At 40.8% G+C, this 26,175-nt stretch carries 24 protein-coding genes; 6 read left to right on the top strand and 18 right to left on the bottom strand.

The features are described from left to right. Positions 1–15 precede the first annotated feature (15 nt). The 6 genes from dnaX to OIZ54_RS15105 form a co-directional block, all read right to left on the bottom strand. The gene (gene dnaX, locus OIZ54_RS15130) at positions 16–2,484 is read right to left on the bottom strand and encodes a DNA polymerase III subunit gamma/tau (RefSeq protein ID WP_264390727.1); all 2,469 of its coding nucleotides are present in this window, start codon (positions 2,482–2,484) and stop codon (positions 16–18) included. Between the two features lie 3 nt (positions 2,485–2,487). After that, on the bottom strand, positions 2,488–3,033 hold the full coding sequence (gene apt / locus OIZ54_RS15125; protein ID WP_004588124.1) for an adenine phosphoribosyltransferase: 546 nt from the start codon (positions 3,031–3,033) through the stop codon (positions 2,488–2,490). A gap of 172 nt (positions 3,034–3,205) precedes the next feature. Then, on the bottom strand, positions 3,206–3,328 hold the full coding sequence (locus OIZ54_RS15120) for a hypothetical protein (protein ID WP_004588125.1): 123 nt from the start codon (positions 3,326–3,328) through the stop codon (positions 3,206–3,208). Positions 3,329–3,400: 72 nt separating this feature from the next. Further along, positions 3,401–4,153, bottom strand: coding sequence for a DUF2063 domain-containing protein (locus OIZ54_RS15115; protein WP_264390726.1), 753 nt, complete (start codon positions 4,151–4,153; stop codon positions 3,401–3,403). A 10-nt stretch (positions 4,154–4,163) separates the two neighbouring features. After that, on the bottom strand, positions 4,164–4,991 hold the full coding sequence (locus OIZ54_RS15110; protein ID WP_264390755.1) for a DUF692 domain-containing protein: 828 nt from the start codon (positions 4,989–4,991) through the stop codon (positions 4,164–4,166). A 113-nt stretch (positions 4,992–5,104) separates the two neighbouring features. Beyond that, a complete protein-coding gene (locus OIZ54_RS15105; RefSeq protein WP_264390725.1) occupies positions 5,105–5,590 on the bottom strand; it encodes a hypothetical protein in 486 nt (161 codons plus the stop codon). A 227-nt stretch (positions 5,591–5,817) separates the two neighbouring features. On the opposite strand from OIZ54_RS15105, the gene OIZ54_RS15100 reads away from it, so the two are divergent. Then, positions 5,818–6,798, top strand: a complete 981-nt coding sequence (locus OIZ54_RS15100) for a tRNA-dihydrouridine synthase (RefSeq protein ID WP_248450812.1) — start codon at positions 5,818–5,820, stop codon at positions 6,796–6,798. Between the two features lie 57 nt (positions 6,799–6,855). Further along, positions 6,856–7,188, top strand: coding sequence for a TraR/DksA C4-type zinc finger protein (locus OIZ54_RS15095; RefSeq protein WP_264390724.1), 333 nt, complete (start codon positions 6,856–6,858; stop codon positions 7,186–7,188). Positions 7,189–7,192: 4 nt separating this feature from the next. On the opposite strand, the gene OIZ54_RS15090 is transcribed toward OIZ54_RS15095, so the two are convergent. From OIZ54_RS15090 to pyrC, 9 genes are all read right to left on the bottom strand, one after another. Next, positions 7,193–8,236 carry a hypothetical protein gene (locus OIZ54_RS15090; protein WP_264390723.1) on the bottom strand — a complete coding sequence of 348 codons (1,044 nt, stop codon included), beginning with the start codon at positions 8,234–8,236 and terminating at the stop codon, positions 7,193–7,195. A gap of 63 nt (positions 8,237–8,299) precedes the next feature. After that, positions 8,300–9,559 (bottom strand): tetratricopeptide repeat protein, encoded by a 1,260-nt coding sequence (locus tag OIZ54_RS15085; RefSeq protein ID WP_004588132.1) that lies wholly within the window; start codon positions 9,557–9,559, stop codon positions 8,300–8,302. A gap of 11 nt (positions 9,560–9,570) precedes the next feature. After that, positions 9,571–10,185 (bottom strand): energy transducer TonB, encoded by a 615-nt coding sequence (locus tag OIZ54_RS15080; protein WP_004588133.1) that lies wholly within the window; start codon positions 10,183–10,185, stop codon positions 9,571–9,573. Beyond that, positions 10,185–10,589, bottom strand: coding sequence for an ExbD/TolR family protein (locus OIZ54_RS15075; RefSeq protein WP_004588134.1), 405 nt, complete (start codon positions 10,587–10,589; stop codon positions 10,185–10,187). Before OIZ54_RS15075 ends, OIZ54_RS15080 begins: the two co-directional genes overlap by 1 nt. 14 nt (positions 10,590–10,603) lie before the next feature. Next, on the bottom strand, positions 10,604–11,128 hold the full coding sequence (locus OIZ54_RS15070) for a MotA/TolQ/ExbB proton channel family protein (RefSeq protein WP_004588135.1): 525 nt from the start codon (positions 11,126–11,128) through the stop codon (positions 10,604–10,606). Beyond that, entirely contained in the window at positions 11,128–12,492 is a 1,365-nt protein-coding gene (locus OIZ54_RS15065) for a MotA/TolQ/ExbB proton channel family protein (protein ID WP_004588136.1), read from the bottom strand. Before OIZ54_RS15065 ends, OIZ54_RS15070 begins: the two co-directional genes overlap by 1 nt. A gap of 7 nt (positions 12,493–12,499) precedes the next feature. Continuing rightward, on the bottom strand, positions 12,500–13,270 hold the full coding sequence (locus tag OIZ54_RS15060) for a DUF3450 domain-containing protein (protein ID WP_004588137.1): 771 nt from the start codon (positions 13,268–13,270) through the stop codon (positions 12,500–12,502). An 887-nt stretch (positions 13,271–14,157) separates the two neighbouring features. Beyond that, on the bottom strand, positions 14,158–14,361 hold the full coding sequence (locus OIZ54_RS15055; protein ID WP_004588138.1) for a cold-shock protein: 204 nt from the start codon (positions 14,359–14,361) through the stop codon (positions 14,158–14,160). A 464-nt stretch (positions 14,362–14,825) separates the two neighbouring features. Further along, on the bottom strand, positions 14,826–15,875 hold the full coding sequence (gene pyrC / locus OIZ54_RS15050) for a dihydroorotase (protein WP_064386682.1): 1,050 nt from the start codon (positions 15,873–15,875) through the stop codon (positions 14,826–14,828). 214 nt (positions 15,876–16,089) lie between these two features. Here pyrC and OIZ54_RS15045 point away from each other — a divergent pair, with 214 nt between their 5' ends. The 3 genes from OIZ54_RS15045 to OIZ54_RS15035 all read left to right on the top strand — a co-directional run bounded on the left by OIZ54_RS15045 (position 16,090) and on the right by OIZ54_RS15035 (position 20,595). Continuing rightward, a complete protein-coding gene (locus tag OIZ54_RS15045; RefSeq protein ID WP_264390722.1) occupies positions 16,090–18,459 on the top strand; it encodes a GGDEF domain-containing protein in 2,370 nt (789 codons plus the stop codon). A 453-nt stretch (positions 18,460–18,912) separates the two neighbouring features. Continuing rightward, positions 18,913–19,800, top strand: coding sequence for a LysR substrate-binding domain-containing protein (locus tag OIZ54_RS15040; protein WP_004588141.1), 888 nt, complete (start codon positions 18,913–18,915; stop codon positions 19,798–19,800). Positions 19,801–19,851: 51 nt separating this feature from the next. Beyond that, positions 19,852–20,595 (top strand): YdcF family protein, encoded by a 744-nt coding sequence (locus OIZ54_RS15035; RefSeq protein WP_264390721.1) that lies wholly within the window; start codon positions 19,852–19,854, stop codon positions 20,593–20,595. Positions 20,596–20,627: 32 nt separating this feature from the next. Here OIZ54_RS15035 and OIZ54_RS15030 read toward each other — a convergent pair whose 3' ends face one another. Continuing rightward, positions 20,628–21,380, bottom strand: a complete 753-nt coding sequence (locus tag OIZ54_RS15030; RefSeq protein ID WP_055254995.1) for a Nif3-like dinuclear metal center hexameric protein — start codon at positions 21,378–21,380, stop codon at positions 20,628–20,630. Positions 21,381–21,530: 150 nt separating this feature from the next. On the opposite strand from OIZ54_RS15030, the gene OIZ54_RS15025 reads away from it, so the two are divergent. Continuing rightward, positions 21,531–21,899, top strand: a complete 369-nt coding sequence (locus OIZ54_RS15025; RefSeq protein WP_004588144.1) for a hypothetical protein — start codon at positions 21,531–21,533, stop codon at positions 21,897–21,899. Between the two features lie 141 nt (positions 21,900–22,040). Here the strand turns inward: OIZ54_RS15025 and OIZ54_RS15020 are convergent, their stop codons facing one another. Further along, complete coding sequence (locus tag OIZ54_RS15020) at positions 22,041–25,217, bottom strand: amidohydrolase family protein (RefSeq protein WP_264390720.1); 3,177 nt, start codon at positions 25,215–25,217, stop codon at positions 22,041–22,043. A gap of 97 nt (positions 25,218–25,314) precedes the next feature. Beyond that, positions 25,315–26,139 carry a M90 family metallopeptidase gene (locus OIZ54_RS15015; protein WP_004588146.1) on the bottom strand — a complete coding sequence of 275 codons (825 nt, stop codon included), beginning with the start codon at positions 26,137–26,139 and terminating at the stop codon, positions 25,315–25,317. Positions 26,140–26,175: the final 36 nt, after the last annotated feature.

Here is a 26,175-nt window from a genome sequence, read left to right as displayed (position 1 = left end):
GGCGATTGTATTTAATTACAATGCCTGAATACTGTTTTCGTCAATTTCGGCGCTAAATAGCTGCTGAAATTGTACTATGTTTTCATCAGATGTGATCACATCTATTGCTTGCTGATGACGCCCTGCATCTATTTTTTGCTGAATTAAATAAGGCGAGTCAATCACCCCTTTTGCAAAGTTAATACTCAGCGATACGTTATGCCCGTATATACTTGATAACGCCGCATCGAGCTTTTGCCTAAGCATGGGCGTATCTAAGTGTTTTTGCGATTCATCCACGTCAATATGTAAACTGTCGCCTTGCTTAGTAAAAATCGAGTGTAATGCAAATTGGCGCATTCGCCCACCAAGCCCCATACGCTTAATTAAATAAGCCCACTCATCTTGCTGATGCGCAAATTTAATCTCGCTAATTGGGCTTTGAAAATCATCAGGAACCGGTATAGCGGGCTCTTGCTCTATTACCTCAGGCTTTTTTTGCGGGTTAATTTGCTCAAGCAGCTCAGGCGCTAAGTTTTCAGTAATTGTTTGATGCTTTTCTTTAAAATCAACCTTACGTGCTGGCTGGCTTTGCGTTACTGGCTCAGCTGGCGTTTGGCTCCCTGTTACTGGGAGCGTTGGCTTTTTTTCGCTATCGCCTTGCGCATGGTCATGCCATGGCGGTGAATCGTTTTGTGACTCACTCGCTTGCGGGCTTGTATTATGTGGCTTTGCTTCGCTGTTAGGCGTAGCTTGGGCAGGTGTTTTTGGTGTTTGCGCTTGCTCAGGGGTATTTACACTCCCCCCAGAAAGCCTGCCAGCACCCGATATATTTCTATCCCGTAAAATTCGCGCAATTGCTGATTGTGCTTGAGCTTCTTGTTCACGCACACTGCTATCTTTAGCATCGGCGTTTTCAGGCGCGGGTTGTGTGTGTTGCGCTACAGGTGCAGGGTTATAACCTTGCTCTACCGCACTGCTCATAACATCATCAAATTGTGCAGCTAAGCTTTGCTCCATATTACTGTGTTGCAAATAAGCATCGTCTTCACTTTGGCGCTCAGCAGCATCGTCACTCTTAGCAATGTGCTCACTTTGCTGCACAGGGCTCGCTATATCGTTTTGCGGGCTTTGAGCCGCAGGTGATGCGCTGTTGCTGTGTTGCTCACTTGGCGAGCGTGTTAGCTGCTCTGTGGACGGTTGCTCTACTGGTTCATCAATTGTTTGGCTTTGCGCTGTGCTTTGGTTTTGGCTTTTCTCAACCATTGCTTGCGAAGCAGGGTTTTCGTCTTGCGATGATGTTTTATTTTTATTTAATATATCACGCAGCGCATCGGCACGGCCTTTACTACTGGTAGGCGCAGGCATTGCTGCACTTGATGTGTCACTAGGCTCAGGAAGCGATTGAGCAGGCGTTGTACCTGCAGACTCAAATGCTAATAAACGCAGCATTATCATTTCAAAGCCTAAACGAGGCTCTGGCGCCCATTGTAAGTCTTTTTTACCGTTTAACAGTAACTGGTAATAAACCTGTATTTGTTGAGCCTGGGTATGCTGTGCAACATGACTAACATAATCGGCGTTTTTATCATCAAGTTGCGCTGCTTGCGGGACAAGCTGAGTTAATTGAATAAGGTGAGTTAATGCAATTAAATCATCAAGTAGTGCAATATAGTTAGGATTACGGCTCGCTACTTGGGCTATTTCGTCCATCAGTGCGCCACCATCTTGTGCTAACAAAGCAGCAAGCAAACTTTGGCTGTAATGGGTGTCCATTAAACCAAGCATAGCTTGTACGGCTTGATTGTTTATGTCGCCGTTAGTTTGCGCAATAGCTTGATCTGTTAAGCTCAACGCGTCACGCATACTGCCATCGGCGGCTTTTGCAATAATACTTAGCGCATCTTTATCAAAATTTAATTCCTCTTGAGTAAGGACATGCTCAAGCTGAGTTTTAATTTCGCTTTGCGAAAGTGCATTTAAGTTAAACTGTAAACAGCGTGATAAAATGGTAACAGGTAACTTTTGCGGATCAGTGGTTGCTAGTAAAAATTTCACATGCTCTGGCGGCTCTTCCAACGTTTTTAATAACGCGTTAAAGCTATGCTTAGAGAGCATGTGTACTTCATCTATTAGGTATACTTTATAACGTCCACGCGTGGGGGCATATTGAACGTTATCAAGAATTTCACGAGTATCTTCTACTTTGGTGCGAGAAGCGGCATCGATTTCAAGTAAGTCAATGTATCGCCCTGCTTCTATGTCAGTACAACTGCTACATTGCCCACAAGGAGATGCCGATATACCCTCATCACAATTTAAGCTTTTAGCAAAAATACGCGCAATGGTCGTTTTACCGACACCACGGGTTCCAGTGAATAAATAAGCGTGATGCAGTCTATTTTGCGTTAGCGCATTAACAAGCGCTTGCTTTACATGAGACTGGCCAACCAATTCATGAAAGGTTTGCGGACGCCATTTTCTCGCTAGAACCTGATAACTCATCAATTACTCGCCTTCAAACTCAACCAGTTTTAAGATTTTAATACCCATTTTTTCTATACGCTGCTCACCACCAAGCTCTGGTAATGAAACAACAAACGCTGCATCAGTGGCTGTGCCGCCTAATTTTGCAACTAGCTTTGCTGTGGCTTCAATTGTGCCACCGGTAGCTAATAAATCGTCAACTAATAATACTTTGTCGCCTGGGACAATAGCATCAACATGAAGCTCTAATGTGTCTTCACCGTATTCAAGTAGGTAATCTTGGCGAATCACTTCGCGTGGTAGCTTGCCTGGCTTACGAACAGGAATAAAAGGAATCCCTAACGCGTAAGATAGCGGTGCACCAAAAATAAAGCCGCGAGATTCTGTACCAATAATTTTTGTAAAGCCTTGGTTTTTATATTCGTTTATAAAAGCATCGATTGTTGCTTTAAAGGCTTCTGGATTTGCCATTAGTGTTGTTACATCACGAAACATAATGCCTGGTTTAGGATAGTCGGCAATGGTTGCGATACTGTTTTTAATAATAGCGGGTGTTACTTGAGTCATAAGTTTAATTGCTCAATAGTTTATATTTCAAAGCAGCTGATTATAACCTTAACTGACGTTAAAATGCGAGTTTGCTGTTATTAATACCAAGGTGGTTTGAAAATTATAATGGTGGAGGAAGAAAAGAAGCTTAAGGCTGATATAAACAACAGCCTTAATAGAGCAAGGAGCTTTAAGTTAGGCTTGTGATCCAGCCTAAAATCGCATTTAAACAGCCAATACCCACAAAAACTGCTAAAAAAGCAATAAAGTAAGTAGCGTTAAACGGATCTTTAAAGTCTTTATCATCTGACATTGGTATAACCTTTTTTTAAGCACGACAAATAAGGCTGCCATGATAGACGAAGTAAAAACATCTATAAAGACCTTAATGTTGATTTTTTGTCACGATAATACCGCGCTCGCACATTGCATTAAGCGTACTTAACGCACCATGCGCAATTTGTTGTTCGCTAAAATTAGGCGCATGCACTAAAACCTGCTGGCATACAGTCTCAAAGTCAATGCCCGCATTGGATTCTATTATTGAAAGTAGCAAGGCGGTCATTGCATTTGTGGCTAAAAACTGTACGTCGTCGTTATCATCTCTGTATACAACAAAGTAATTAGGCTGCTCAGATGGCGTGCTGGGTTTATATTCTGTGCTGATATTTTGCACCGCATACTGGTAGCTTAAATTACGCGCTACACTCGATAAGTAAAGTGCAGAACTGGTTAGTTCAGTGCTTTTTAAACGTTGCTCGTTGGTATCTTCATTAGCCACGGAAACATCAAGCTCTATCCACTCATAATGTGCCAGCTCCAGCATAAATGCATAATCGTACTCTTGCAGGGTATAGCTGCTCGATAAGTAATTAATAAATTCCCCTGCTATGTCTAAAAAATAAGGCGACTTGCAGTCATGCTCACTAAAAAATGCCCTTATTAATTTTTGCCATTGTTGCTTTGTGTATAAAGTTTTAAGCACCGGAAAACCTGATGAGATGAACCCTGCAATATTATTAAAAAATAAGTCGCGGTAAATCGCCATGCGTCTATCTTCAATATCGTTAGGCTTTGGGTTATGCTCAGGCTCACGTATGTGCGCCATAAACTCATTTTGGCTGTCAATAAAGCTCATATTTATTCCTTTATGCTAATTGCTGAGTAGGCGTTGCGCATAACTGCTTATTTTGTAAATCGTGAATAATATCAAGTTCTTTTGTTAGTGTATTTATACTTGGAATATTAAAGTCACGCTCTAATAAGGTAGGAAACACCCCATGCGCTTGGTACGCTTTATCAAGCAAGTCCCATACGGGGTCAATAACATCCGCGCCGTGGGTATCAACAATTAAATCATCGGCTTCATTGTAGTGCCCAGCTACGTGCCCATATGCAATGCGTTTTGAAGGTAACCCTAATAAAAACGCTTCGGCGTTGTAACCATGATTAATTGAATTAACATAAATATTATTTACATCAAGGAGTAGTTTACAATCGGCTTGCTCTAAAATCGTGTTTGTAAATTCAAGCTCAGATAACTGCTGGCCAGGCGCCACATAATAAGAGACATTTTCGATGGCTATTTGGCGCTCTAAAATATCTTGCACTTGTTTGATGCGAGGTACAACGTGTGCAATGGCATCTTCAGTAAAAGGGATTGGCATTAAATCGTACATGTGCCCCTTTCCAGAGCAGTAACTTAGGTGCTCACTGAATAGTTTAATGTTGTGCTGATCAAAAAACGTTTTTAGCGATTTAACAAATTCAATATCAAGAGGTTCAGGCGAGCCGATAGAAAGCGATAAACCATGGCAAACAAAATTATTGGCGTCAGTTAAGGTTTTAAATTGTTTTTTAAAGCGCCCTCCCAGCTTAAGCCAGTTTTCAGGCGCTACTTCCATAAAATCAATTTGCTTTGGTGTATGCGCTAGTAATTCATCAAGCATCTCTCGACGAAGACCTAAGCCCACCATCCCAAATGCTGAGTTTTGTGTTGCTCTCATCATTATCTCCTAAAACAAAAAGGGCCTTTTGGCCCTTTTAGCATAACGTATATCTGAGTAAATCAGGTACTTAAATCAGCCTGTTATTGGCCGCCACATTTGCCTTCGCCGCATTTACCTTCTTTTTTACCTTTTGCGTCGCCGCCACATTTACCTTCGCCGCATTTACCTTCTTTTTTGCCTTTTGCGTCGCCGCCACATTTGCCTTCGCCGCACTTACCTTCTTTTTTGCCTTTTGCGTTGCCGCCACATTTGCCTTCGCCGCACTTGCCTTCTTTTTTACCTTTTGCGTCGCCGCCACATTTGCCTTCGCCGCACTTACCTTCTTTTTTACCTTTTGTCTCACCGCCACATTTGCCTTCGCCGCACTTACCTTCTTTTTTACCTTTTGCGTCGCCGCCACATTTGCCTTCACCGCACTTACCTTCTGCCGCATCAAGCTGGTATCCGGTTACTAGCTGTTGAAATTCAAATGGGTTTGCTTGTGCATCTGCAGAGGCAAAACTTGCAGAGCCAACAACTACTGCACCTAAGGTTAACGCGATTGAGTTTTTCTTTACTGTATTCATTGTATGACTCTCTTATATAAGTGTGTATTAAGGTAACGCAAACTAATTATTGTCAATTATGCGTTGCTTGTATAATTAAATAGACCCGCTATCAAATAAAAACTTTCATTTATTTTCATTTTTTTTACTTTTAAATTTATACAAACAAATATGGGCAGTAATTTAAGTTTTATCAAACCATACTTTGCAGGTACACTACGCACCCGTTTTTTCAATAAAAATACTCTATGAAACTTGTTTTAGCGCCTATGGAAGGTGTTGTTGATTTTAAAATGCGCCAACTTCTTACCAATATTGGTGGCTTTGACCTATGCGTAACAGAATTTGTTAGAGTAATTGATAAATGTTTACCGGCTAAAGTGTTTCATCGCTATTGCCCTGAGCTCAATAATAACGGTTTAACCAAAGCCGGTACTCCTGTGCGCGTACAGTTATTAGGGCAAGTGGCCGACGTATTAGCAGAAAATGCGGTTAGAGCTATCGAATTAGGCTCCCACGGTATAGATCTTAATTTTGGCTGCCCTGCAAAAACGGTAAATAAAAGCCGCGGGGGCGCTGTACTGCTAAAAGACCCTGATCATATGTATGACATAATCAAAGCGGTAAGGGATGCGGTCGATAGTAAACATCAAGTAAGCGCTAAAATACGCTTGGGCTTTGATGATGATAGCAATAGCCAAGAAATTGTAGATGCAGTTGTAAGCGCAGGTGCAGATAGTATTGCAATACATGCCCGTACTAAGCGTGATGGTTATAACCCACCTGCATACTGGGAAAAAATCCCCCCGCTAATAAAAGGTAAAAACATAGCCGTGGTTGCCAACGGTGAAATTTGGCAAGTGGAAGATGCCCTACTTTGCCAATCCCGAAGCCAGTGTAGCGATTTAATGCTAGGGCGCGGTGCGCTTTCTCACCCTGATTTAGCGAAAAAAATTAAAGCTCATGTTAATAATGAACAATATAATGGCCTAGAGTGGGAACATATAATTTATCATTTGATTCACTCTGCTATTCATCAAGACCCCACACAAGATGAAAAATATTTTGCCTCTCGTACTAAACAGTGGCTGGGTTATCTAAAACGCCAATACCCACAAGCTAATGCACTATTTGATGAAATAAGACGTCTTAAAGTAAAAGGTGATGTAGCCCAAGTTTTAAAAAAATACGCTAAGTCTCCGCAACTTGATTCAAATCATAGCGTATAAGCAGCGCAGCTCAGATAATACTGGTATAACGAAACGCTAAATGAAGGTTATACCAATATGCTTTATCAGCAACAACTGCACAGTGAAATAGCACACGTTAAATCAGTAATATTAGCGATGCTGAGCCAATCAGCACACCCTGCCCATCTTAAGCTACGTGACGTTATATTAACTAGCCAGCTTAACGAATGGCTTGACACTGCCACCTACCACTTAGGTCCTGAATATCAAACTTTAGTTAATAGGCTGACAGAATTAGAAGCGGCAATAAGCCAAATTGATATTGGTCAATACGGCTATTGCTGCGATTGTGAAGAAGCAATTTCTGAGCGGTTACTTAAAAAAGACCCTGCAACACAGCGTTGTGAAATGTGCGCTAAGCGCACATAAGCGTTTAAAGTATTAATAGTTGCTCGGCAAAACTAAAAGCGTGGCCTGGGTAAAGCACACTATCTTCAACTAAATACTGCGCATCGCGCTGTGAAATAGCTAATCGTTTTACTAAGTTCACTTTTGCCTGAGATAAAGTCCATGCATGGTAGTGTATGCCCACATCGGTTTCCATTAGCGCAAGCATTAACCTTTTATCTTCTGGGCTTAGCTGGCTGTTTTTAGCCATAGCTGGCAACAGCATGTAATCAGTTTGCCAATCAATCCCTTTTACTTTTGGCGCTGTGCTTAAATATTGGCTAATAAATGAAGTACTATGATGCTCGATATAGCTCAAATTAGGTGCAGTGTGTGAGTTCATTTGAAGATGCTGATTAATAGTATCAACCCATTGCAAAGGCGACTTAACTGCCCCACTGAAGTAATTTAGTTTACTTTGATACCATTCACTGCCATTAGCAAGTCCACGTAAGCCAATGCTTCCCCTTGGTTTGTACTGGGCCAAGTAATCATTAAACTCTGCAATCTGGGCTTTTAAATCGTTTACGCTAGATTGTTTTAATAGTGACGTTTGTAAGTAACCCTGCAGGAGGTTTAATTCAACCTTGTTTAATCTCAAATTGCTTTGCAGCGCACTATCTAATTGATCTTGAGTGAACTTAAGCCACTCAATTACCTCGTTAGACTTAGTAATTTGCATTTGCGCTGATAATAAGTTCTCTAACACATTCACCTGTGCAGGCCAGCTGAAAAAGCGCTCAGGAAAACGCTCAGCAATAATTAAGTAATTTAGCTGCTTTGTTTGCGCGTTTGAAAGAGTCATTGTTTGTAGGCGCTGATACATCTGATGACGAAGCGATAAATACGCTGAGGAAAAAGGCAGTACTTGTTCAGTGGATACACTTTCAGTGCCCACAGGCTTTAGCGCCGTGTTTAAACTTTTAATACTCTGCTGCGCAGCATCATAAGATTCAAAAGGCAGTGGTTGTTTTGAACAAGCAACCAAAAACAGACTAAATAGGACAGACAAAAGATGCGTTTTATTCATTATAAATTCCAATAAAAAAAGCCCCAAAGGGGCTTTTTATATAATTGCTAAAACAAATTAAAGTTAAATTTTAACACCGTTGCGAGCGGCTTTATCTTTAATAAATGTAGACCAACCTTTAGCAAACTTACGTGTGCGTGGGTCGTCCATTGCTTTAGTAATAGCAGCATAAGCTTGCTTGTATTTAGCTTGGTAGTAGTACGCTTCAGCTAAATCTGAATAAATGGTGCCTTTTTTGTCAGAGCCAAGCTCTAACGCTTTGTTCAAACGAACAACAGCAGCACTAAAGTTCTCAGATTGTAAAAGTAACGATCCTGCTTTGCGGTAAAGCTCTGCATCGTCGTCAAATTTAGCAGCTTCTTCGTAGTACTTAGCAGCTTTTTCGATGTCTTTAGAACGGTGGTAGTTACTAGCAATTGCGTTAACATTTTGCTTAGTACGCTTAACTTTGTCTTCTTTAATCGCATTTTCAAGGGTTTTAGCCGCTTTAAATGGAATTTCGTTTAAAGAATAAAAGTTAGAAAGTACTTTGTAATCTACTTCCGCTTCAAAATAGCCATTTTTGAATGCTACTTCCATGGTCGCTAGACCTTTAGAGTAGTCTTCGGTTTGTAGGTAGTATTTACCTAAACTAACCCAGGCTTTTTTGTCATCTGGCCAAACTCGTACAATCTCTTCACCAATTTTCACCATGTTGGCGTAGTCTTTAAGTTCAAAGTAAGAACCTAATTTTAATTGGTAAGGAGCCTTGTTAGGCTCCTTTTGTAAAGAGATTGCCTTGTCGGCAGGTTTAAAAACATCACGAAACTGACCTAACTGATAGTTAGCTTGCGCAATACGAGTATACACTTTAGGGTCTTCTTCGCCGGTGAAGTCCATCCAAGCTGTATAAGCTTTTTTGGCTTCTTGGAACTTTTCAGTACCTGCGTATAAATCACCTAATAGCTTTAAAGTTTGCTCGTGATCTGCGAAGTTTAAAATATCAGGGGCAACAGCTTGTCTAGAGTATTTAATCGCTTCATCGTACTTCTCTTTTTGCGCGTACATGCTACCTAAGTAACGATTTACAGTCGCTTTATCGAAGTCGTTAGATGCGTCAATCTCTTTTAACAAGGCAATTGCTTCATCAATTTTGTCTTCATTGTACAAGTCAAACGCTTTAATTACCTTTTTACCAGTACGCTCGCCCATGATTTTAGTCTTGGCTTTTTTACGCTCTTCAATTTTAGCGTAATCCGGCGCTGCTAATACAGGTGCAGTTATAGCTGCACCTGACACAGACATAAGAATTGCAAGAGCAGTTACTTTAGATAAATTTCTCATTACTCGCCTCCTTAGCCTTGGTTAAGTTTAAAGTCTAGTTGAACTTGTAAACCAACTTGTTTCTGTGGTTTACCGTCAATAATTTTAGGACGGTATTTCCACTTGCGTAATGCACGTTTAGCTTCACGGTCAAAGATACGTTTTGGTTCTGCGTCAATAACTTGAACGTCAGTCACGCCACCTAACTCATCAATTGTGAACGAAAGTTGAACCCAACCTTCTTTACCATCACGCGCTGCTTGCGTTGGATATTTTGGTTCAATACGAACGATAGGTGTCGCATCACCATCTCGTCCAAATGCACCTGGACCACTTAGTCCACCAGCCGAACTTCCTACATCAATGCTACCCATATTAAATGACATAGCACCAGGATTAGGATTGTTATTCTCCGGCTGTGGCGGCTGCGGTTTAGGCGGCTGCTTTGGCGGTGGCGGAGGCGGAGGCGGAACACGCTTCCTCTCCTGCACCTTAGATTCAGGCGGATTCGTCATTATTTCGACTATGATCTGCTCTTTTTGTTCAGTATTACGGTCAGCCCCACCAGAGATGAGGTAAGCCATGAAGTAGAACAAGCCGAAAGTAACTGCCCCACCTGCAATCAGTGAAAACAGAAAACGAATCATTACTGATCTCCAGCTATTGAAATTCTCAGGTTGTCACCTGTCGCTTTGATCTGGTCCATAACTTTAACCACTACGCCGTGCTTTGCTTCTTTATCAGCTTGCAAAATCACAACATCAGTAGGTTGTTCTGCTAATAAACTTTCGATTTTTGCTGAAACACGTTCAACATCAACTTGCTGTTTATCAATCCAGATAGCACCATCACTACGAATAGCAACAAAAATGTTAGCATTTTTTTGCTTCGTAGCTTGGGCCGCTTTAGGTTTATTGACCTCGATACCAGCCTCTTTAACGAACGATGTAGTTACGATAAAGAAAATAAGCATGATAAATACGATGTCAAGCATTGGCGTCATATCTACCGCTGCTTCTTCTTCTTCACGAAAACGTTGTTTACGTGCCATATTTAATTCTCTCTCTAGTGATGAGGCATGCTATCTACAAGTTTGGCTTTCACCATTCTCGCTCTTGCCTCAAGGCGTGAGCTAAAGAAAACTCCAGATAGTGCCGCAACCATTCCAGCCATTGTTGGGATTGTTGCCATTGAAATACCTGATGCCATTAAACGTGCATTACCAGTACCTTGGGTTGCCATGGTTTCGAAAACCGCGATCATACCCGTTACAGTTCCAAGTAAGCCTATTAAAGGACAAACAGCTACTAATGTTTTAATCAACAACATACGCTGATCTAATTTTTCAGACGCTTCAGAAATCCATGCTTCACGGATTCTGTGTGCGTACCAAGACGTAGTGTCTTGGCGGGCATCCCACTTTGCTACAATATCCTTCGTTAAACGAGGAAATTCAGCAAGTAGGAACCAATAGCGCTCAATCATTAAAACCCACATAAGAAAGAGTGCTATCGCGACCACGTATAATACCTGGCCGCCTGTGCCAACAAAATCCCTGATAGATTCCCATATCTCCATCAGGACTAGCATTAGGCTTTCTCCTTCTCCGCGTGAGTAGCAACGATACCTGCGCTTTGCTCATCAAGGATATGTAATACTGACTTACTACGACCTGCAACAATTGAATGAAGTAGGATAAGTGGTAGTGCAGCAATTAGACCTAGCGCTGTAGTTACAAGAGCTAGAGAGATGTTACCAGCCATGATCTTCGGATCGCCCGTACCGAACAATGTGATTGTTTGGAACGTTAAGATCATACCGATTACTGTACCTAGTAGACCAAGTAACGGTGCGATTGCAGCAAGAATCTTGATGATGTTAATACCAGCTTCAACACGTGGCGTTTCACGTAAGATAGCTTCATCTAGTTTAAGCTCAAGGTTTTCAACGTCTTGGCTCTTGTTGTCATGGTACACTTTAAGAATACGACCCAGTGGGTTGTTTGTATTCGGTGTAGACAAGTTTTTAAGCTGAGACTTGATCTTAGAAGTAGTAAGCGCTAAGTCAACGAAACGTACTAAGAAGATTAGTAGACCAACAGCTAATAAAACTGTGATGATGTAACCAACTTCAGCACCTTGCTCGTAGTATTCCATAAGCGTTTTCTTCTGCGTGTTGATACGTAAGATTGCACCACGAGTCGGGTCAATGTATACGCCAGCGTAATTGTCAGAAGAAGTACCTTCAAGAGCAGAGATACCATCTAAAATGTAGCTATCAGGTTGTTTACCTAAAGGCTGAATAGATTTTGTCTCTGGCGAGTAGATTAAGTAACCTTCGTCAGTAACTAAGTTAAAGTTACCAATACGTGTTACTTGCTTAACTGTAGAGTTGCCGTCAAGACCTGACACTTCAGTTTCAAAAGTAGAAACTTTTGCTGACTCAGTCATTTCTGTTTGAAGTGCAATCCAAAGTTCTTCAAGTTCACGAACTGTTGGAAGCTCTTTAGCAGCTGCTAATGAACGAAGTACTTCTGCACGGCCTGGCTTTTCAGCACTTACTAGTGAAGCTTCGATAGAACCGATAGCGTCTTGCGCTGCACGACGTACAACACCAAACATTTCACCAAGAGTACCTTGTGCGTTTTGAAGCGCTTGCTCTTTTTCAGCTAATGTATTTTCGTTTTGTGCATATTGCTTAGCTAAGCTGTCACCGCGTGCTTTTTCAGACGCTAATTGGCTTTTTGCTTTGTTAAGTAATGCTTGCTTGTCAGCACGTTCTGATAAGAACTCTTGCTCACGTTGCTTATTGATTTTACCTTCAGAGATACGTTCTTGCTTTACTTGCTCAAGAATTTTATCTAAAGCATCAGTATTTGCATGTGCATTAAGCGCGGTACCTGCAGAAACAGATAGTACTGCTGCAACAGCAAAACCTTTAAATAGTTTCTTCATTATTCGATTACTCCGCGCCAAAGATTGGTAGTTTAACAAGTTCGAGTGTCGCTTGCTTACGCGCCATACGAATCACTTCTTTAACTGGTTTTAGGTATTCTTCACCTAATTCTTTCCACTCTTTAGTGTTGTTGTCCCACACCCAAGCGTGTTTTAAGTCAAAAGATTGTGCTACGTAAGTGATACGACCTAAACGACCGATATCAACGTTAATGTTTTTACCATCAACTTCTAAAGTACCTTGAGAAGCAGTTACAGCCGAGCTGTAAGCAGTTTCAACTGTGTATGCTTCAAGAACTTGGCGGAATTTCTCAGACGTCGTTACAGACGCAGAAGCCATGATTTCACGAAGTCTTTCTACACGAGCAAGACGAGAATCAAGATTGAACGGAACGTCCGCTTTGATGAATTGCTCAAGCGTATCGATCATGCGATACATCAAAGGCACAACGTTTTGTTTAGTGTTGTCGATAGTAGCGATTTGACGGTCAAACGATTCGATTGACGCATTTTGGTCAGCGACCAAACGTGCTACGTGATCGTTGTACACTTTCATAAGTTCAGTCTCATCAACAATACTACGGTACTCAGCGATTAGCTCTTGAGTTTGACCGTATACGTTGTCAATTTTAGTTTGAGACTTAACAGCAGCCTTTTGAATTTGCTGACCTGCTTTTTGCACGTCATTCAAAGGATCTGCAATCACATTGCTGCTTGCAAATGCAAAAGCGCCAACCAACGCAGATGCTACAAGACTCTTTCTGATTTTAACAGACATAGTTCCCAACCAATTAAGTAATGTTACTTTTATAATTTAATTATCAACCTTATTAAGGATGACAACCCTGATATCTTTTAATAGATATCAACCCTCCAATAATGCTAAATGCAATACGCCCTGTCAACTTGATGTTAGCTATTCTAAGTAAATAAATACCTTGAAAAAGCTAAAACTAAAGTATTACAAAAAATACTGTTAACATAAATGCAACCAGCATTAAGCCGTTTTAGCATTATATAGCCCCTTTAAAATTAAACACTAGTTAAAAATTAGACACTTACATGAAACAAAAATGCAACATCTAAACAAAACTGAATTGCACCTTAAAAAAAAACAAAAATAATAAAAATGTGACAATTTGATGAACTAGATTTGGTTAAATTAGGCTAAAAACACATCTTAACTTACAAATCCTGCGCTTCATCGTATAAAAATACAACAATTCGAAAGTGGTTTTGAGATGATGTATAAATATTACTGCATTTAAGTTAATGGCTTTAACTTTGCTAAGCCCAAGTTAAGCCTTATTAAAGCCAGTAAAACACTCAGTTAATTACACGGTTTTTTAATACACACTACGCGTGTGCTAAATGTATTCTCTAAGCTTGGTGAAAGTATGCAGATTGTGAGCTGTTAATGTATTAAAGCGGCGTTACTTTTTAACGGGGATATTAACTAGCAAAATGGGAAATATGTTAAACGTGTTTGAAGCTATAGCAAGAAGTTAAATTTAAACGTTTGACTGTATTAAGGAGTGTAGAAACAATATTAAGGAGTGTAGAAACAATATTAGGGAATGTATAAACAATGAGGAAGATTTTGAGGAATTATGGTGAAACAGAAAACTGCTTCACCAAGATGAACTAAGGTTCACATAATTAAAATTATGCTACTTCTACGTTCTCAGCTTCAGGGCCTTTTTGACCTTGTTTGATGCTGAAAGTCACTGCTTGACCTTCGCTAAGAGTGCGAAAACCAGAACCAGTGATTGCGCTGAAATGTACAAACACGTCAGGACCATTTTCTTGTTCAATGAAACCAAAGCCTTTAGCTTCGTTGAAAAATTTTACTTTACCAGTAACCGACATACTAAATTTTCCTGTAAGTCAATAATTAAAATTCAGCCATATTATTATGGCTATATCCTCCCTGAGTCAGTGCCCAAAATTCTGGAGGTATAGTACAGGAACAAGTTTTAACCTAACCGGTAACCTTAAACGCAGCACAATATCCGTAAATTCAATACGCAAAAACTCAAAGCAAGTTAAGGTTAACACATTAATTTTTTTTTGGCTCTATTAATTAAGATTTATTTACTCAGAACAAAAATAAATAAAGCATTATATGTAAGCGGTTATTTTTAAAGCTAAAATTGAACAAAAAACGGCAACTTTGTTGCTCCTAATTGTAACAAATCATGTATAACAGCTTAGCTTTACAAATAAAGCCCCTCGTAAAGAGCGTTAAATCTCAGGTAAAGATTGAATTTCAAGCAAATAAAAAGCCGTACAGCAAGCTATACGGCTTTAATACAATGCTAATTTAATGCAGTTTACTTAACCTGCCAGTCAATCGTAGCTTCTGCTTTAATAGGCACAACTTGTGAGTCACCAAGTGTGTAACTTGCGGGAACTTGCCAAGGGCTTTTCTCTAGGGTAATTGTATCGGTGTTACGGGCAAGTCCGTAAAAGTCAGGCCCAAAATGGCTTGCAAAGCCCTCTAGTTTGTCCAGTGCGCCTGCTTCTTCAAAGGCTTCGGCGTAAAGTTCAATCGCAGCATGTGCTGTATAGGCGCCAGCACAACCGCATGCCGCTTCCTTTTTATCTTTATAATGTGGTGCTGAGTCAGTCCCTAAAAAGAACTTTTTATTTCCACTTATAGCTGCCGCCATTAATGCTTGTTGGTGAATATTGCGCTTTAAAATAGGTAAACAGTAATAATGCGGGCGTATGCCACCAGCTAACATGTGGTTACGGTTGTACAATAAGTGATGCGCGGTAATGGTTGCCGCCACATTTTGCGGTGCGGCTGTCACAAAATCAACAGCGTCTTTTGTCGTAATGTGTTCAAGCACTATTTTCAGATTTGGAAAATCAGCGACAACATCGCCTAAAATCGTCTCTAAAAATACTTTTTCACGGTCAAAAATATCTATTGATGAATCAGTCACTTCACCATGCACTAATAACAGCATGCCCACGTCTTGCATCGCTTCTAATACAGGGTAAATATTCTTTACTGATGTAACCCCAGAGTCTGAGTTAGTGGTTGCCCCTGCTGGGTACAACTTGGCAGCAACAATTTTCCCCGTTGCTTTGGCTTTTTTAATTTCTTCAGGTGTGGTTTTATCGGTTAGGTAAAGCACCATTAAGGGCTCAAAGTTGCCCTGCGGCCCCGCTGCCATAATTCGCTCTCGATAAGCTAGCGCTAAATCAGTGCTCGTTGCTGGCGGTACAAGGTTTGGCATTATGATGGCGCGGCCCATGTAGCGGCTAATATCGCGTACTGTATCTTTAAGTTGCTCACCATCACGTAAATGGACATGCCAATCATCAGGACGAGTTATGGTTAATGTGTTTTTTGAATCGGTATTAATGCTCATTACTTTTTTCCACGGCTGAATTTATCCGATCATAGGCATATGGAAAGACCTAGTAAAGTGTTATCTAAACTATTGACCTCTATGAGTGCTGCAAAATACTATTGGGTTTAAGTTTAACGACGATTACACTCGTTTAAGCGTTTTATTTTGAACATGCTTTAAATTTGGGTTAACTTATCGGTGCTAATACAAATAAAAAGAATAAAATTACCCTATGTCGAATCATATCGATACCTATAAAGCGCTCGAAGTTAAAACTGAACAGCTGAGCATAATAAATCAGTTTTCCTCAAGCTTATTACAGCTCGATACCCTAGAAGAGTTATTTGAGTACGTAACCACTCAAGTAGTAAACCGCCTTGGGTTTGTTGATTGTGTTATTTACCTGGCTGATGAAACACGTTTACAGCTAAATCAAGTCGCTTCTATGGGCATAACCCACGCCAGGGACGAATACCAAGCAGAGCGCAAAGTTATTGGCTTTAACGAAGGTATAACCGGTTATGTTGCCCGTACAGGCACAGCTATTATTATTGGCGATGTAACACAAGACCCTCGCTACATTGCTGATGAACGCCCTGCTCAATCAGAGTTGTGCGTGCCACTTATATACAAGGATCATGTTTTAGGGGTTATTGATTGTGAACATCCAATAAAAAATTACTTCACAAACGCCCACCTAGAAATATTAACCACGGTTGCGCATTTATTAAGTGCTAAGCTAAACCAAGTAAACACGGTCAATAGCTTAAAGCACACAGTAAAACAGTTAAATGATGCGCAAAAGCTTGAAAACAGCTTACTGCAAATCGCTAATTTAACGTATAAAGCCAGTAACCTAGATACCTTTTTTGAGTCTCTTCACAGCATAATAAATAGCTTACTTCCTGCAGATAACTTTTTTATTGCCCTTTACGATAAGCAAGTAGACATACTCGATTTGGTTTACATCGTTGAAGAAGGCATTCAAACGCACGCCCACAAAAAAATATCAAAAGAGCAATTAAAAGACACAGCTTCGTATTACCTACTAAAATCAGACCGTGTACTGCTATTAAATCAAAACGATTATCAGCAACATATAGATAACGGCGACTTTAAACTTGTTGGCCGTCTTTCTGAATCCTGGCTAGGTGTGCCTTTTAAAGCAAATGATAGAATAAGCGGTGTAATTGTTGTTCAAAGTTACGATAAAAAGCTGCATTACAACGAACACGACAGCGCCCTTTTAACCTACGTAAGTAGGCAAATTAGTATGGCCATAGATAGGCAGCTTGCAAGGCAAGAGCTTGAACACAAAGCTTTGCATGATGAGCTAACAGGCCTCGCTAATCGCTCGTTACTTATTGAGCGTATTAAACATGCAATTTTGCGTTTATCGCGTGTTAAAAAAGGCACGAGCCACGCCTTGCTTTATTTAGATTTTGATCGATTTAAAAGTATTAATGATTCGCTTGGCCATGAGGTTGGCGATCACTTTTTAATTAAAATTTGTGAGCTCATAAAAGGCACCGTCAGAAACACCGATACGTTTGCACGCCTGGGTGGCGACGAATTTGCTATTTTTATGGAAAACATCACGCACCGAAACCAGGTTAGCGAAGCGTTAAAACGAATAAACACAGCCCTTGCTAAGCCACTTAATGTGGATAGTCATTTATTGCAAGCATCAACCAGCATTGGCATCGCCTTTAGCGAAAGCAGCGACGATAAAGCCTATTTGTTATTACAACAAGCCGATGCCGCTATGTACGAAGCTAAATCCAGCGGGCGTGGCCAAGTTAAGTTTTTTAATAACACCATGCGTAAAAAGCTCAAAACACATGCCGATATAGAAAACGACTTACAACACGGCATTGAACACAACGAATTTGAGCTTTATTTTCAGCCTATTTTTACTATAGCGACAAGCGAAGTTGTCGGCTTTGAGGCATTAGTGAGATGGCACCATCCTAAAAAAGGGTTTGTGCCACCAAATGAGTTTATTCCGATAGCCGAAACCACTGGGCAAATTATTAACCTCGATTTGCACTTGCTTGACCTCGCAGCCCAACATATTGCGCACTGGCACACATTAGGGCATCGCTTTTTAAAAGTAACGGTCAATGTGTCATCGCGTCATTTTGCCAGCCTCGACTTTGTTGCCCAAGTTCACGCATTGTATAATAAATACCAACTGCCTTTAGGGTCGTTGTGTTTAGAAATCACTGAATCAGGGCTTATTGCTAACCTTGATTTAGCAACCCAAATAATAGAAGGGCTTGCCCCACTTAAAGTGAAGTTATGCTTGGATGACTTTGGTACTGGATACTCAGCACTTGGTTACTTACACCAATTACCTATTCATATTTTAAAAATAGATAAAAGCTTTATCGATCACCTCAACAAAACCAATAACCCATTAGTAGAGGCCATTCTCTCATTAGCGCAATCACTAAACTTTGAAGTTGTGGCTGAGGGAATCGAAACCCAAGAGCAACTAAATATTTTACAAGCCACTCAATGTAATTACGGGCAAGGCTTTTTAAAGTCAAAACCAGTTACAGCACAACACGCCATTAAACTTATCCATAAACCGCTGTAGTAGCTGTTATCCAAAGGCTTACTTTTTCACAACCAAAAGATATAAAAAGTAAGCCCCGTAATACCCATTCGTTTATTTAAGCGCTCAATTTTGAAGTAATAAAAACATGTTGTTGCTGTTTAAGCTTTAGCCCATTAAAAACAGACCTGTTATTGCGCGTTGTGATAATTACTTATCCCTCTTAAAAACCAGTGCCATTTATTAAGCTGCCCTGCCCATAATACGCTTTAAACAGCCGCTGCATAACCCAACAAAACAACTTGAGCTAAACTCATGCCAAACTCATCAAACCAGTAGCAACCAAAGTACCCACATTAGTTAATTTAACTTTAAGGGCATATTTTAGTAAATAATAGATTATTTTAGCCATCTAGACGTTGAAACGTTTTTTGTAAAGGCGTAGTATGTAGTCAATCTGAGCCAAACTCACTTTTCCCTTGAGAATTATTAAAGATGATTGATATAAAACACCTTAAAACTATTGCGACATTAAAAGACACCGGATCGTTAGTTAATACAGCCCGCGAATTATTTTTAACGCAATCAGCTTTATCTCATCAAATTAAAGACTTAGAAAACAAATTAGACTGCCAATTATTTGAAAGAAAAACGCAACCTGTGCGCTTTACGCCACAAGGAATGCTATTACTCGAACTTGCCAACGAAGTTTTACCTAAAGTAGAAGCCACTAAGTGCCGTTTAAAAGAAAGCCTTAATCAACCTATTTCCCAACTGCGCTTAAGTGTTGAATGCCATGCGTGTTTTCATTGGCTGCTTCCTACTATTAAAGAATTTAATAATTTTTGGCCAGATATTAAAATTGACTACGAACGCGGCTTTAGCTACGACGCTATACCAGATTTACTCAACGATGAGCTCGACTTAGTATTGACCTCAGATATACGCGATCCTGATAAACTTGAATACGCTCACTTATTTGATTTTAAATTAAAGCTTATCGTCGCCCCTGATCACGACCTAGCTAAAAAAGCATATGTAACGGCGCTTGATTTAAAAAACGAAACCATTATTTCGTATCCTATTCCGCGCGAGCGACAAGATATATTTAAACACTTTATTCAAAATGCCCGCTTTGACGGCACCTTAAAAAATGTAGATCAAGGCTTATTAATTTTTCAGCTAGTGAGTGCAGGAATGGGTGTAGCAGCGCTGCCTGATTGGTTGGTAACACCTTACGAAAGCCAAGGTTTAATTAAATCTATCCCGCTTGGTGCACTAGGCCTAACCCGCCCTATGTACCTAGCAATGAAAAAAGACATGAAAGACAACCCCGTTTATCGCCATTTTTTAAATACCTGTAAGCAAAATAACGGTCGATAAATCACAAACTAATAAGTAACATAAGGCCTATTGTGTTTTATGTTGCTTGTTATGTTTGAATTAAAAAAATTATTAGGTGGCTTAATTATGCCGCTACCACTATTTGGTTTACTTGCGTTTGTAATGCTAGTTTTGGCGTTTCGTGCACGTAAGTCTGCTTTAGTGATCGCAAGCTTAAGTCTATTGGCGCTTTTAGTGTTAAGTACGCCGTTTGCTGCGCATCAACTGATTAAAAACAATGAGCCCGCGTCATTGGCTTTTAATGCACTAAAACACCCAACCCTTGATAAAATTGTTGTACTGGGTTGCGACATAAACCCTAACCCCGCTTTAAGCGCTAATAATCAGCTAGGAAACTGTGCGCTTACTCGCTTGGTAGAAGGGGTTAAGCTTGCAAAAAAATACCCTAATGCAACGCTTATCGTATCTGGCGGTGGCTATAATAAAGTAACCAATAGCGCGTTAATGAGCCAAACAGCAATAAATTTAGGGGTGAGTAAAAACCGCATAAAACAAAACCCACAGGCGATGGATACAGCCGCAGAAGCCAAACTACTCGCGCCTAAGCTCGTTGATTTTAAGGTTGCACTGGTTACGTCTGTGCTACACATGCCGCGCTCAATAAACCTGTTTAATGCCCAAGGCATTGAGGTAATTCCTGCCGCTACGGATTATCACAATTTTGCGGCTTTACCTTTGTATAAACAATTTATACCAAATGCTGAGGCATTACGTGTAGTAACGCAATATGCCCATGAAGTGATTGGGAATGCTTGGATAAGTATGCGCCGCTAGATAAACCCAGAGGCGCTGTAGAGTATATAAATTTATACTGGGTTATCTATATCTATAAAGCTCACATCAAAACCATGTTCTTTAGCAAGTAGTTCACCAAGGGCTTTAATTCCGTAACGCTCGGTTGCATGATGCCCTGCTGCAAAAAAGTCTATATTTTGCTCTCGCGAGCTGTGAATAGTTTGCTCTGAGGCTTCACCCGTTAGGTATGCATCAATCCCCTGCTCTGCTGCTAAATCGATATAACCTTGCCCGCCTCCTGTACACAAGGCAATGGTGTTAATTTTTTCATCGCGTACAACACTACTTAAAGGTTCGCGGTTTAAAACTTTGGCTATTTTATTTGCAAACTCGCTACCTGTAAGCGGAGTTTTTAACCGTCCTTTCATAGCAACGCTATTAGTAACGGGTTCAAGCCCTGTCTCTATTTCAATATCGAGCAAATTAGCAAGCTGGGCGTTGTTACCTATAACAGGGTGAATATCAAGCGGTAAATGATAGGCAAATAAATTAATATCGTGCGCTAACAAAGCCCCAATACGGCGTTTTTTCATGCCTGTAATAGGTTGCGATTCACCTTTCCAAAAATAACCATGGTGAACCAAAACAGCATCGGCTTTTTTTTCTATCGCTGCATCAATGAGTGCTTGGCTTGCAGTCACCCCCGTAACAATCGTTCTGATTTCATTTTTACCTTCGACTTGCAGCCCATTTGGACAAAAATCTTTAATTGTGTGAGGCTTTAAAATGTCGTTTAACAGTTGGTTAAATTCTCTACGTTGCATACTTATTACCTTACTCAGCACTGAATTTTGTGCAAATTTTGGCGTTTATGGGGCTAAAATGGAAGGAAAATCGCAAAAAATTGAAAAACAGTTGGAAAATAGGTATAAATACGGCTTCTTTATCTGTGTTCACAACGTATAGGGTCTCTGATGAGCAAACTAGACAAAACAGAAGTTTTATCTGCCTTTGAAGCTGCATATGAAGCTGCCAATGGTAAAAAACCTGAAATTACTACAAAACCTGGCTGGTACAGCATCGATGGTGGCAAAAACTTACGCCTAGCTGATGTAGCAGAGCTAACGAAAGAATTAAGCTCTGGCAAATCGCCTGCACAAGCTGAGCAAAAAGCGCCTGCGAAAAAAACTAAAACTAAAGCTGCTGCGCCTGTTAAAGCACAAAAAACAGCGCCGTTTACTGTTGTAACACAAAGCGAAGACGGCTACACAGCTGAAGAGCTTTGGATTGTTGAGCTTGCAAGTAAAGATCACGACTGTCGCTTACCGCGCGGTGTTGTTTAAACAACATGTGATTAATAAAAAAGCCGCGTTAAGCGGTTTTTTTGTGCCTGTTTATCACCTTCTATCAATTCGCTTTATTAAATAATTTATTTTGAGCTAAAAAAAAGCGGCTAATAGCCGCTTTTTAAACGTGTATTACAATTATAGCTTTTCAAAATAAAGTGGTTTTCGCTGCTTTTTACCCACTTCGTTCATTGTGCTTGCATCAAATAAGCGCCCATTGATCATGGTGTAATCGACTTTATCTGAATCGCGAATATTTTTCAGCGGATCGCCATCAATAACAATTAAATCGGCAAGCTTACCTACTTCTAGCGAGCCTATATTTATATCAAGCCCCAAGTATTTAGCAGGGTCAAGCGTAGAGGCTCTAATTGCTTCAAGTGAACTCATACCGCCTTGAGCAAACATCCACATTTCCCAATGTGCACCTAAGCCCTCGCGTTGTCCGTGAGCACCTAAATTTACCAGTACACCTAAATCTTGCAGCTCTTTAGCAACACGGGCATTATTAAAGTGGTTATAGTGATAATCGGGCGCTTTTACTCGGCGCATAGCACGTGGCAACAGCTGATTTTTAGGCACAAACTTACTTAAACGCGGGTGATTCCACACGTCCGTTTTATCGTACCAGTAGTTTTCTCCCCAAATTCCACCATAGGCGACAACAAGCGTTGGGGTATAACCAACATCACTTTGCGACCATAATTGTTTTATATCATCGTAAATATGCTCAACCGGAATTGAGTGTTCAATGCCCGTATGTCCATCAACAACCATACTTAAGTTATGTTGTAGCAGTGAGCCGCCCTCTGGCACAACCATCATCTCAAGCTCTCGCCCTGCTTCAATAACTTGTTGGCGCTGCTCACGGCGTGGCTGGTTGTACGATTTAACACTAAACGCCCCAACCTTTTTAAGACGCTCTAAATGAAATTTAGCATCATCTAGCGAATCAATATGCGAGGTGTAACCAGGCATATTTGCTCCATATAAAATGGTGCCGGTAGAAAAAATACGTGGCCCGACAATCATGCCGGCTTTTTGCATTTCACTGGCGGTAAATATTTCAGAGGTATCGTTTGATGGATCATGAATTGTTGTGACACCTAACGCTAAACCAGCATAGTTTTTCCAGTTTTGCTGAGGAATAATTTCATCGCTGGCTTGTGAGCCATGGGCATGCGCATCAACAATCCCAGGCATAATTGTTTTACCTGCTACATCGATAATTTCAGCCCCTTTAGGGATCGTTACCTCATCAGCAGTACCTATTGCTTTTATGCGTTTACCGTCTGTGATGATGACACCATTTTCAATGACTTGCTCACCCTTCATGGTAATAATGTTGGCGCCCTTTAGCGCAATCATGCCCTTTGGTGCAGCCATTTTTTTACTAAAGCTAATATTCTCACCGCTTTTTACTTTAAAGTCGGCATCATCGGCTTTATCAATAGCAAACATACCATCAAGGCTTGCATGGTATAGCTCGGGCCCTAAGCTCCAGTAGAGAGTGTTACTTTGAGCACTCCAACTTATATTTTCACCCGCACGCACAGACAACTGCTCAATAGGAAACTGGTTATCTTTAGGGCTTATTGTGATAGGTGAGCCGCTTTCTACCAGCGGGGTAACAAATACTTTAAAGCGCTCAGCAAACGCTAAGTATTTACCATCTGGTGAGACTCGAAATTCAGTCGCATGCTCTGATTCGTAAAGTTTACGAACGTTTTTAGTTTCAAGCTCCACAACACTTAAGGTAGGCTTAGGCCAAGGGCTCATGATAAATACACGGTCATTGGCGCTACCAAACTGAGGTTGATAACCACTTTTAGAAATAAGCTCGCTCTCTCCCCCTTTTGCGCTTACTTTATAAATACCTGGGTTAAGTGACCACTTAGGATTTAAAATACTTCCGCCGGTGGCTTTACGATAAACGATTGTTTTGCCGTCAGGACTAAAAGTAGGCTCAACGTATTTACCCGGCTCGCGGGTTATCGCCTCGCCGCGCCCGCTGCGGGCAGAGACAACGCGTACAGTACCTTGCTTAGTATCACTCCAGGTGGTGTAAACAATCTTTTTACCATCGCGGGAGTACTGCGGAAACAGCTCATAATGATCAGTTTGTTTGGTTAAGCGCTTAATTTTACCAGAGTCTAAATCGCGTTTATAAATATAACCTAATGCTTCAAAAATCGCAGTTTCACCATCGGGACTAACCTGCACGTTGCGCAACATTTTTACATCAAACTCATCGGTATCTAAATTTTGAGTAAAGCGTACCGCGGTTTGTATTTTTTTACTGGTGTTTACTTTAAAGGGAACACGCGCAACAGCTTTATCATCAACAGCAATTTTATGTATTGAGCCTGAAGCCCAAAACACCAGTTCTTCGTTATCTGGGGTCCACGCAATGGTCGGATACACACCATGAATAGCCCAGGTTTCTTGCATATCGCGTTCAAGCTTGTCATAAAGCTTGGTGTGCTCGCCACTGGTTAGGTCGTATAAGTACAAGCTTGTTTGAAAGTCATCACGTCTTATATAGGCAAGCTTTTTACCATCAGGTGAAGGTGTCGGTCTTATTGCACCGCCCATGCCTTGTATTATGGTTTCTATTTCGCCTGTTTCTCTATCGTAGCGCTTAATTTTATAAATACCGGCAACAGAATCTTTAGAGTAGTGAAAGGTTTTACCTGGTGTCGCGTCATGAGAAAAATAAACATAGCGGCCATCTGGTGAGAACATTGGCTCACCTAAGTCTTTTTGGTCGTTCTCACGTTTAGTAAGCTGAACACCTTTACCACCCGCTTTGTGGTAAAGCCACACTTCTCCAGCTCCTAGTGAGCGACTAGCGGTAAAGTGTTTGCGTGCGACAAGGTAATCGCCATCAGGGCTCCATGCGGGGCTGTTTAAAAGTCTAAAGGTTTCGTCAGTCACAGCGTGTTGATTGCTACCATCAACATCCATAACCCAAATATTATCACCACCGCCTTGATCTGAGGTAAACGCAATGTGTTTACCATCAGGGCTAAAGCGAGGCTGCATTTGCCAAGCAATATCTGAGGTGAGTTTAGTTGCTTCACCTCCGCTTATAGGCATAGTGTAAATGTCGCCAAGTAAGTCAAACACCAGCGTGTTGCCATCAGGACTAACATCAATGTTCATCCATGTGCCTTGCTCTGTGCTAATGGTGGCATCTACAAACTCACCTTTTGGTGAGTCTACCTGCCACTTTTCTTGCTCTTCGTTTGCGTGCGGCTGACCTATTGCAAGGGCGACTGATAAAGCCAGTGCAGTGTGAAGCATTTTTTTCATGCATTTCTCGCTTGTTATTATTGCAGTTAAACTCTCTAACACGATTGCAACAAAAACAGCGCTAACTTGCCAGCGTTATCAGACCAAGTACCAAAAATTAATGCCAAACTATGGGGTCAAATTGGTAGTAATCCACCAGCATTCTATAAATTTCAGGGTCGTGTTGCCTAAGCTGCGCCGGCTTTTCTAAAAAGGTCTCTGTGAGTACTGCAAAAAACTCAGCCTCGTTGGTGGCCCCATAACTATGAATAACGTGAGGCATGTTATAAGCAACATGACTTTTTAACTGCACAAATGCACGGCTAAACACTCGGGCCCACTCTTTATAAGCATTGGGGGTTTTTAATAATGGAGTGCCAGTGGTTTTTCCGGTTTCTTGGTCTAACTGGTGGGCAAATTCATGAAACACTAAATTATGGCCATCGCTTGGTAAACGGTTGCCTTCAAGTACATCGTGCCAACTTAGCACTAACGTGCCACCAGGCCACGACTCACCTAAGCGTACCGCGTTGTGGTAACTAACCAGCCCAGCACTATCTCGTGTAGATTGCGGCGCATAATACGCACTGGGGTAGAGCAAAATTTCTTTTACGTTTTTATAAAGTGGCCAAGGTTTATTAAGCACTAACACACAGGCATCGGCAGCAACTATCAGCTTCATGGCGGGGGTTAGCTTTAGTCCGTCTCGGCCTAAAAAGCGCTTTTCATTTAAAAACCATATTATGTGGCGCTCAAGCTTGGCTCTGTCGTTATCCGTCATCTTTTTATAGATAGGCATGCAACGAAGGAGTATTTCTTTTTGTTGAGAGTTTAAAACCGCGTTTTTATATTTTTTATTCCAAAGCCAGTTTTGTAGTGCCTGCCAGCGCCAATAAATTACAACAAAAATAGCCAAAGCAAAAATGAGTAGCCCGTTTATCATGGGGACATCCAAAATAAGTTAGTCTCTTATTAATAT

The organism is Pseudoalteromonas sp. A3 (assembly GCF_025942345.1).
Taxonomy (GTDB): Bacteria; Pseudomonadota; Gammaproteobacteria; order Enterobacterales; family Alteromonadaceae; genus Pseudoalteromonas; species Pseudoalteromonas atlantica.
Note: the sequence above shows the minus strand (reverse complement) of the source record. Positions and strands in the feature narration are given on the sequence as shown.

Coding starts and splice junctions, on each gene's coding strand:
- dnaX (WP_264390727.1), bottom strand. CDS start 2,484: ATGAGTTATCAGGTTCTAGCGAGAAAATGGCGTCCGCAAACCTTTCAT.
- apt (WP_004588124.1), bottom strand. CDS start 3,033: ATGACTCAAGTAACACCCGCTATTATTAAAAACAGTATCGCAACCATT.
- OIZ54_RS15120 (WP_004588125.1), bottom strand. CDS start 3,328: ATGTCAGATGATAAAGACTTTAAAGATCCGTTTAACGCTACTTACTTT.
- OIZ54_RS15115 (WP_264390726.1), bottom strand. CDS start 4,153: ATGAGCTTTATTGACAGCCAAAATGAGTTTATGGCGCACATACGTGAG.
- OIZ54_RS15110 (WP_264390755.1), bottom strand. CDS start 4,991: ATGGTGGGCTTAGGTCTTCGTCGAGAGATGCTTGATGAATTACTAGCG.
- OIZ54_RS15105 (WP_264390725.1), bottom strand. CDS start 5,590: ATGAATACAGTAAAGAAAAACTCAATCGCGTTAACCTTAGGTGCAGTA.
- OIZ54_RS15100 (WP_248450812.1), top strand. CDS start 5,818: ATGAAACTTGTTTTAGCGCCTATGGAAGGTGTTGTTGATTTTAAAATG.
- OIZ54_RS15095 (WP_264390724.1), top strand. CDS start 6,856: ATGCTTTATCAGCAACAACTGCACAGTGAAATAGCACACGTTAAATCA.
- OIZ54_RS15090 (WP_264390723.1), bottom strand. CDS start 8,236: ATGAATAAAACGCATCTTTTGTCTGTCCTATTTAGTCTGTTTTTGGTT.
- OIZ54_RS15085 (WP_004588132.1), bottom strand. CDS start 9,559: ATGAGAAATTTATCTAAAGTAACTGCTCTTGCAATTCTTATGTCTGTG.
- OIZ54_RS15080 (WP_004588133.1), bottom strand. CDS start 10,185: ATGATTCGTTTTCTGTTTTCACTGATTGCAGGTGGGGCAGTTACTTTC.
- OIZ54_RS15075 (WP_004588134.1), bottom strand. CDS start 10,589: ATGGCACGTAAACAACGTTTTCGTGAAGAAGAAGAAGCAGCGGTAGAT.
- OIZ54_RS15070 (WP_004588135.1), bottom strand. CDS start 11,128: ATGCTAGTCCTGATGGAGATATGGGAATCTATCAGGGATTTTGTTGGC.
- OIZ54_RS15065 (WP_004588136.1), bottom strand. CDS start 12,492: ATGAAGAAACTATTTAAAGGTTTTGCTGTTGCAGCAGTACTATCTGTT.
- OIZ54_RS15060 (WP_004588137.1), bottom strand. CDS start 13,270: ATGTCTGTTAAAATCAGAAAGAGTCTTGTAGCATCTGCGTTGGTTGGC.
- OIZ54_RS15055 (WP_004588138.1), bottom strand. CDS start 14,361: ATGTCGGTTACTGGTAAAGTAAAATTTTTCAACGAAGCTAAAGGCTTT.
- pyrC (WP_064386682.1), bottom strand. CDS start 15,875: ATGAGCATTAATACCGATTCAAAAAACACATTAACCATAACTCGTCCT.
- OIZ54_RS15045 (WP_264390722.1), top strand. CDS start 16,090: ATGTCGAATCATATCGATACCTATAAAGCGCTCGAAGTTAAAACTGAA.
- OIZ54_RS15040 (WP_004588141.1), top strand. CDS start 18,913: ATGATTGATATAAAACACCTTAAAACTATTGCGACATTAAAAGACACC.
- OIZ54_RS15035 (WP_264390721.1), top strand. CDS start 19,852: ATGTTTGAATTAAAAAAATTATTAGGTGGCTTAATTATGCCGCTACCA.
- OIZ54_RS15030 (WP_055254995.1), bottom strand. CDS start 21,380: ATGCAACGTAGAGAATTTAACCAACTGTTAAACGACATTTTAAAGCCT.
- OIZ54_RS15025 (WP_004588144.1), top strand. CDS start 21,531: ATGAGCAAACTAGACAAAACAGAAGTTTTATCTGCCTTTGAAGCTGCA.
- OIZ54_RS15020 (WP_264390720.1), bottom strand. CDS start 25,217: ATGAAAAAAATGCTTCACACTGCACTGGCTTTATCAGTCGCCCTTGCA.
- OIZ54_RS15015 (WP_004588146.1), bottom strand. CDS start 26,139: ATGATAAACGGGCTACTCATTTTTGCTTTGGCTATTTTTGTTGTAATT.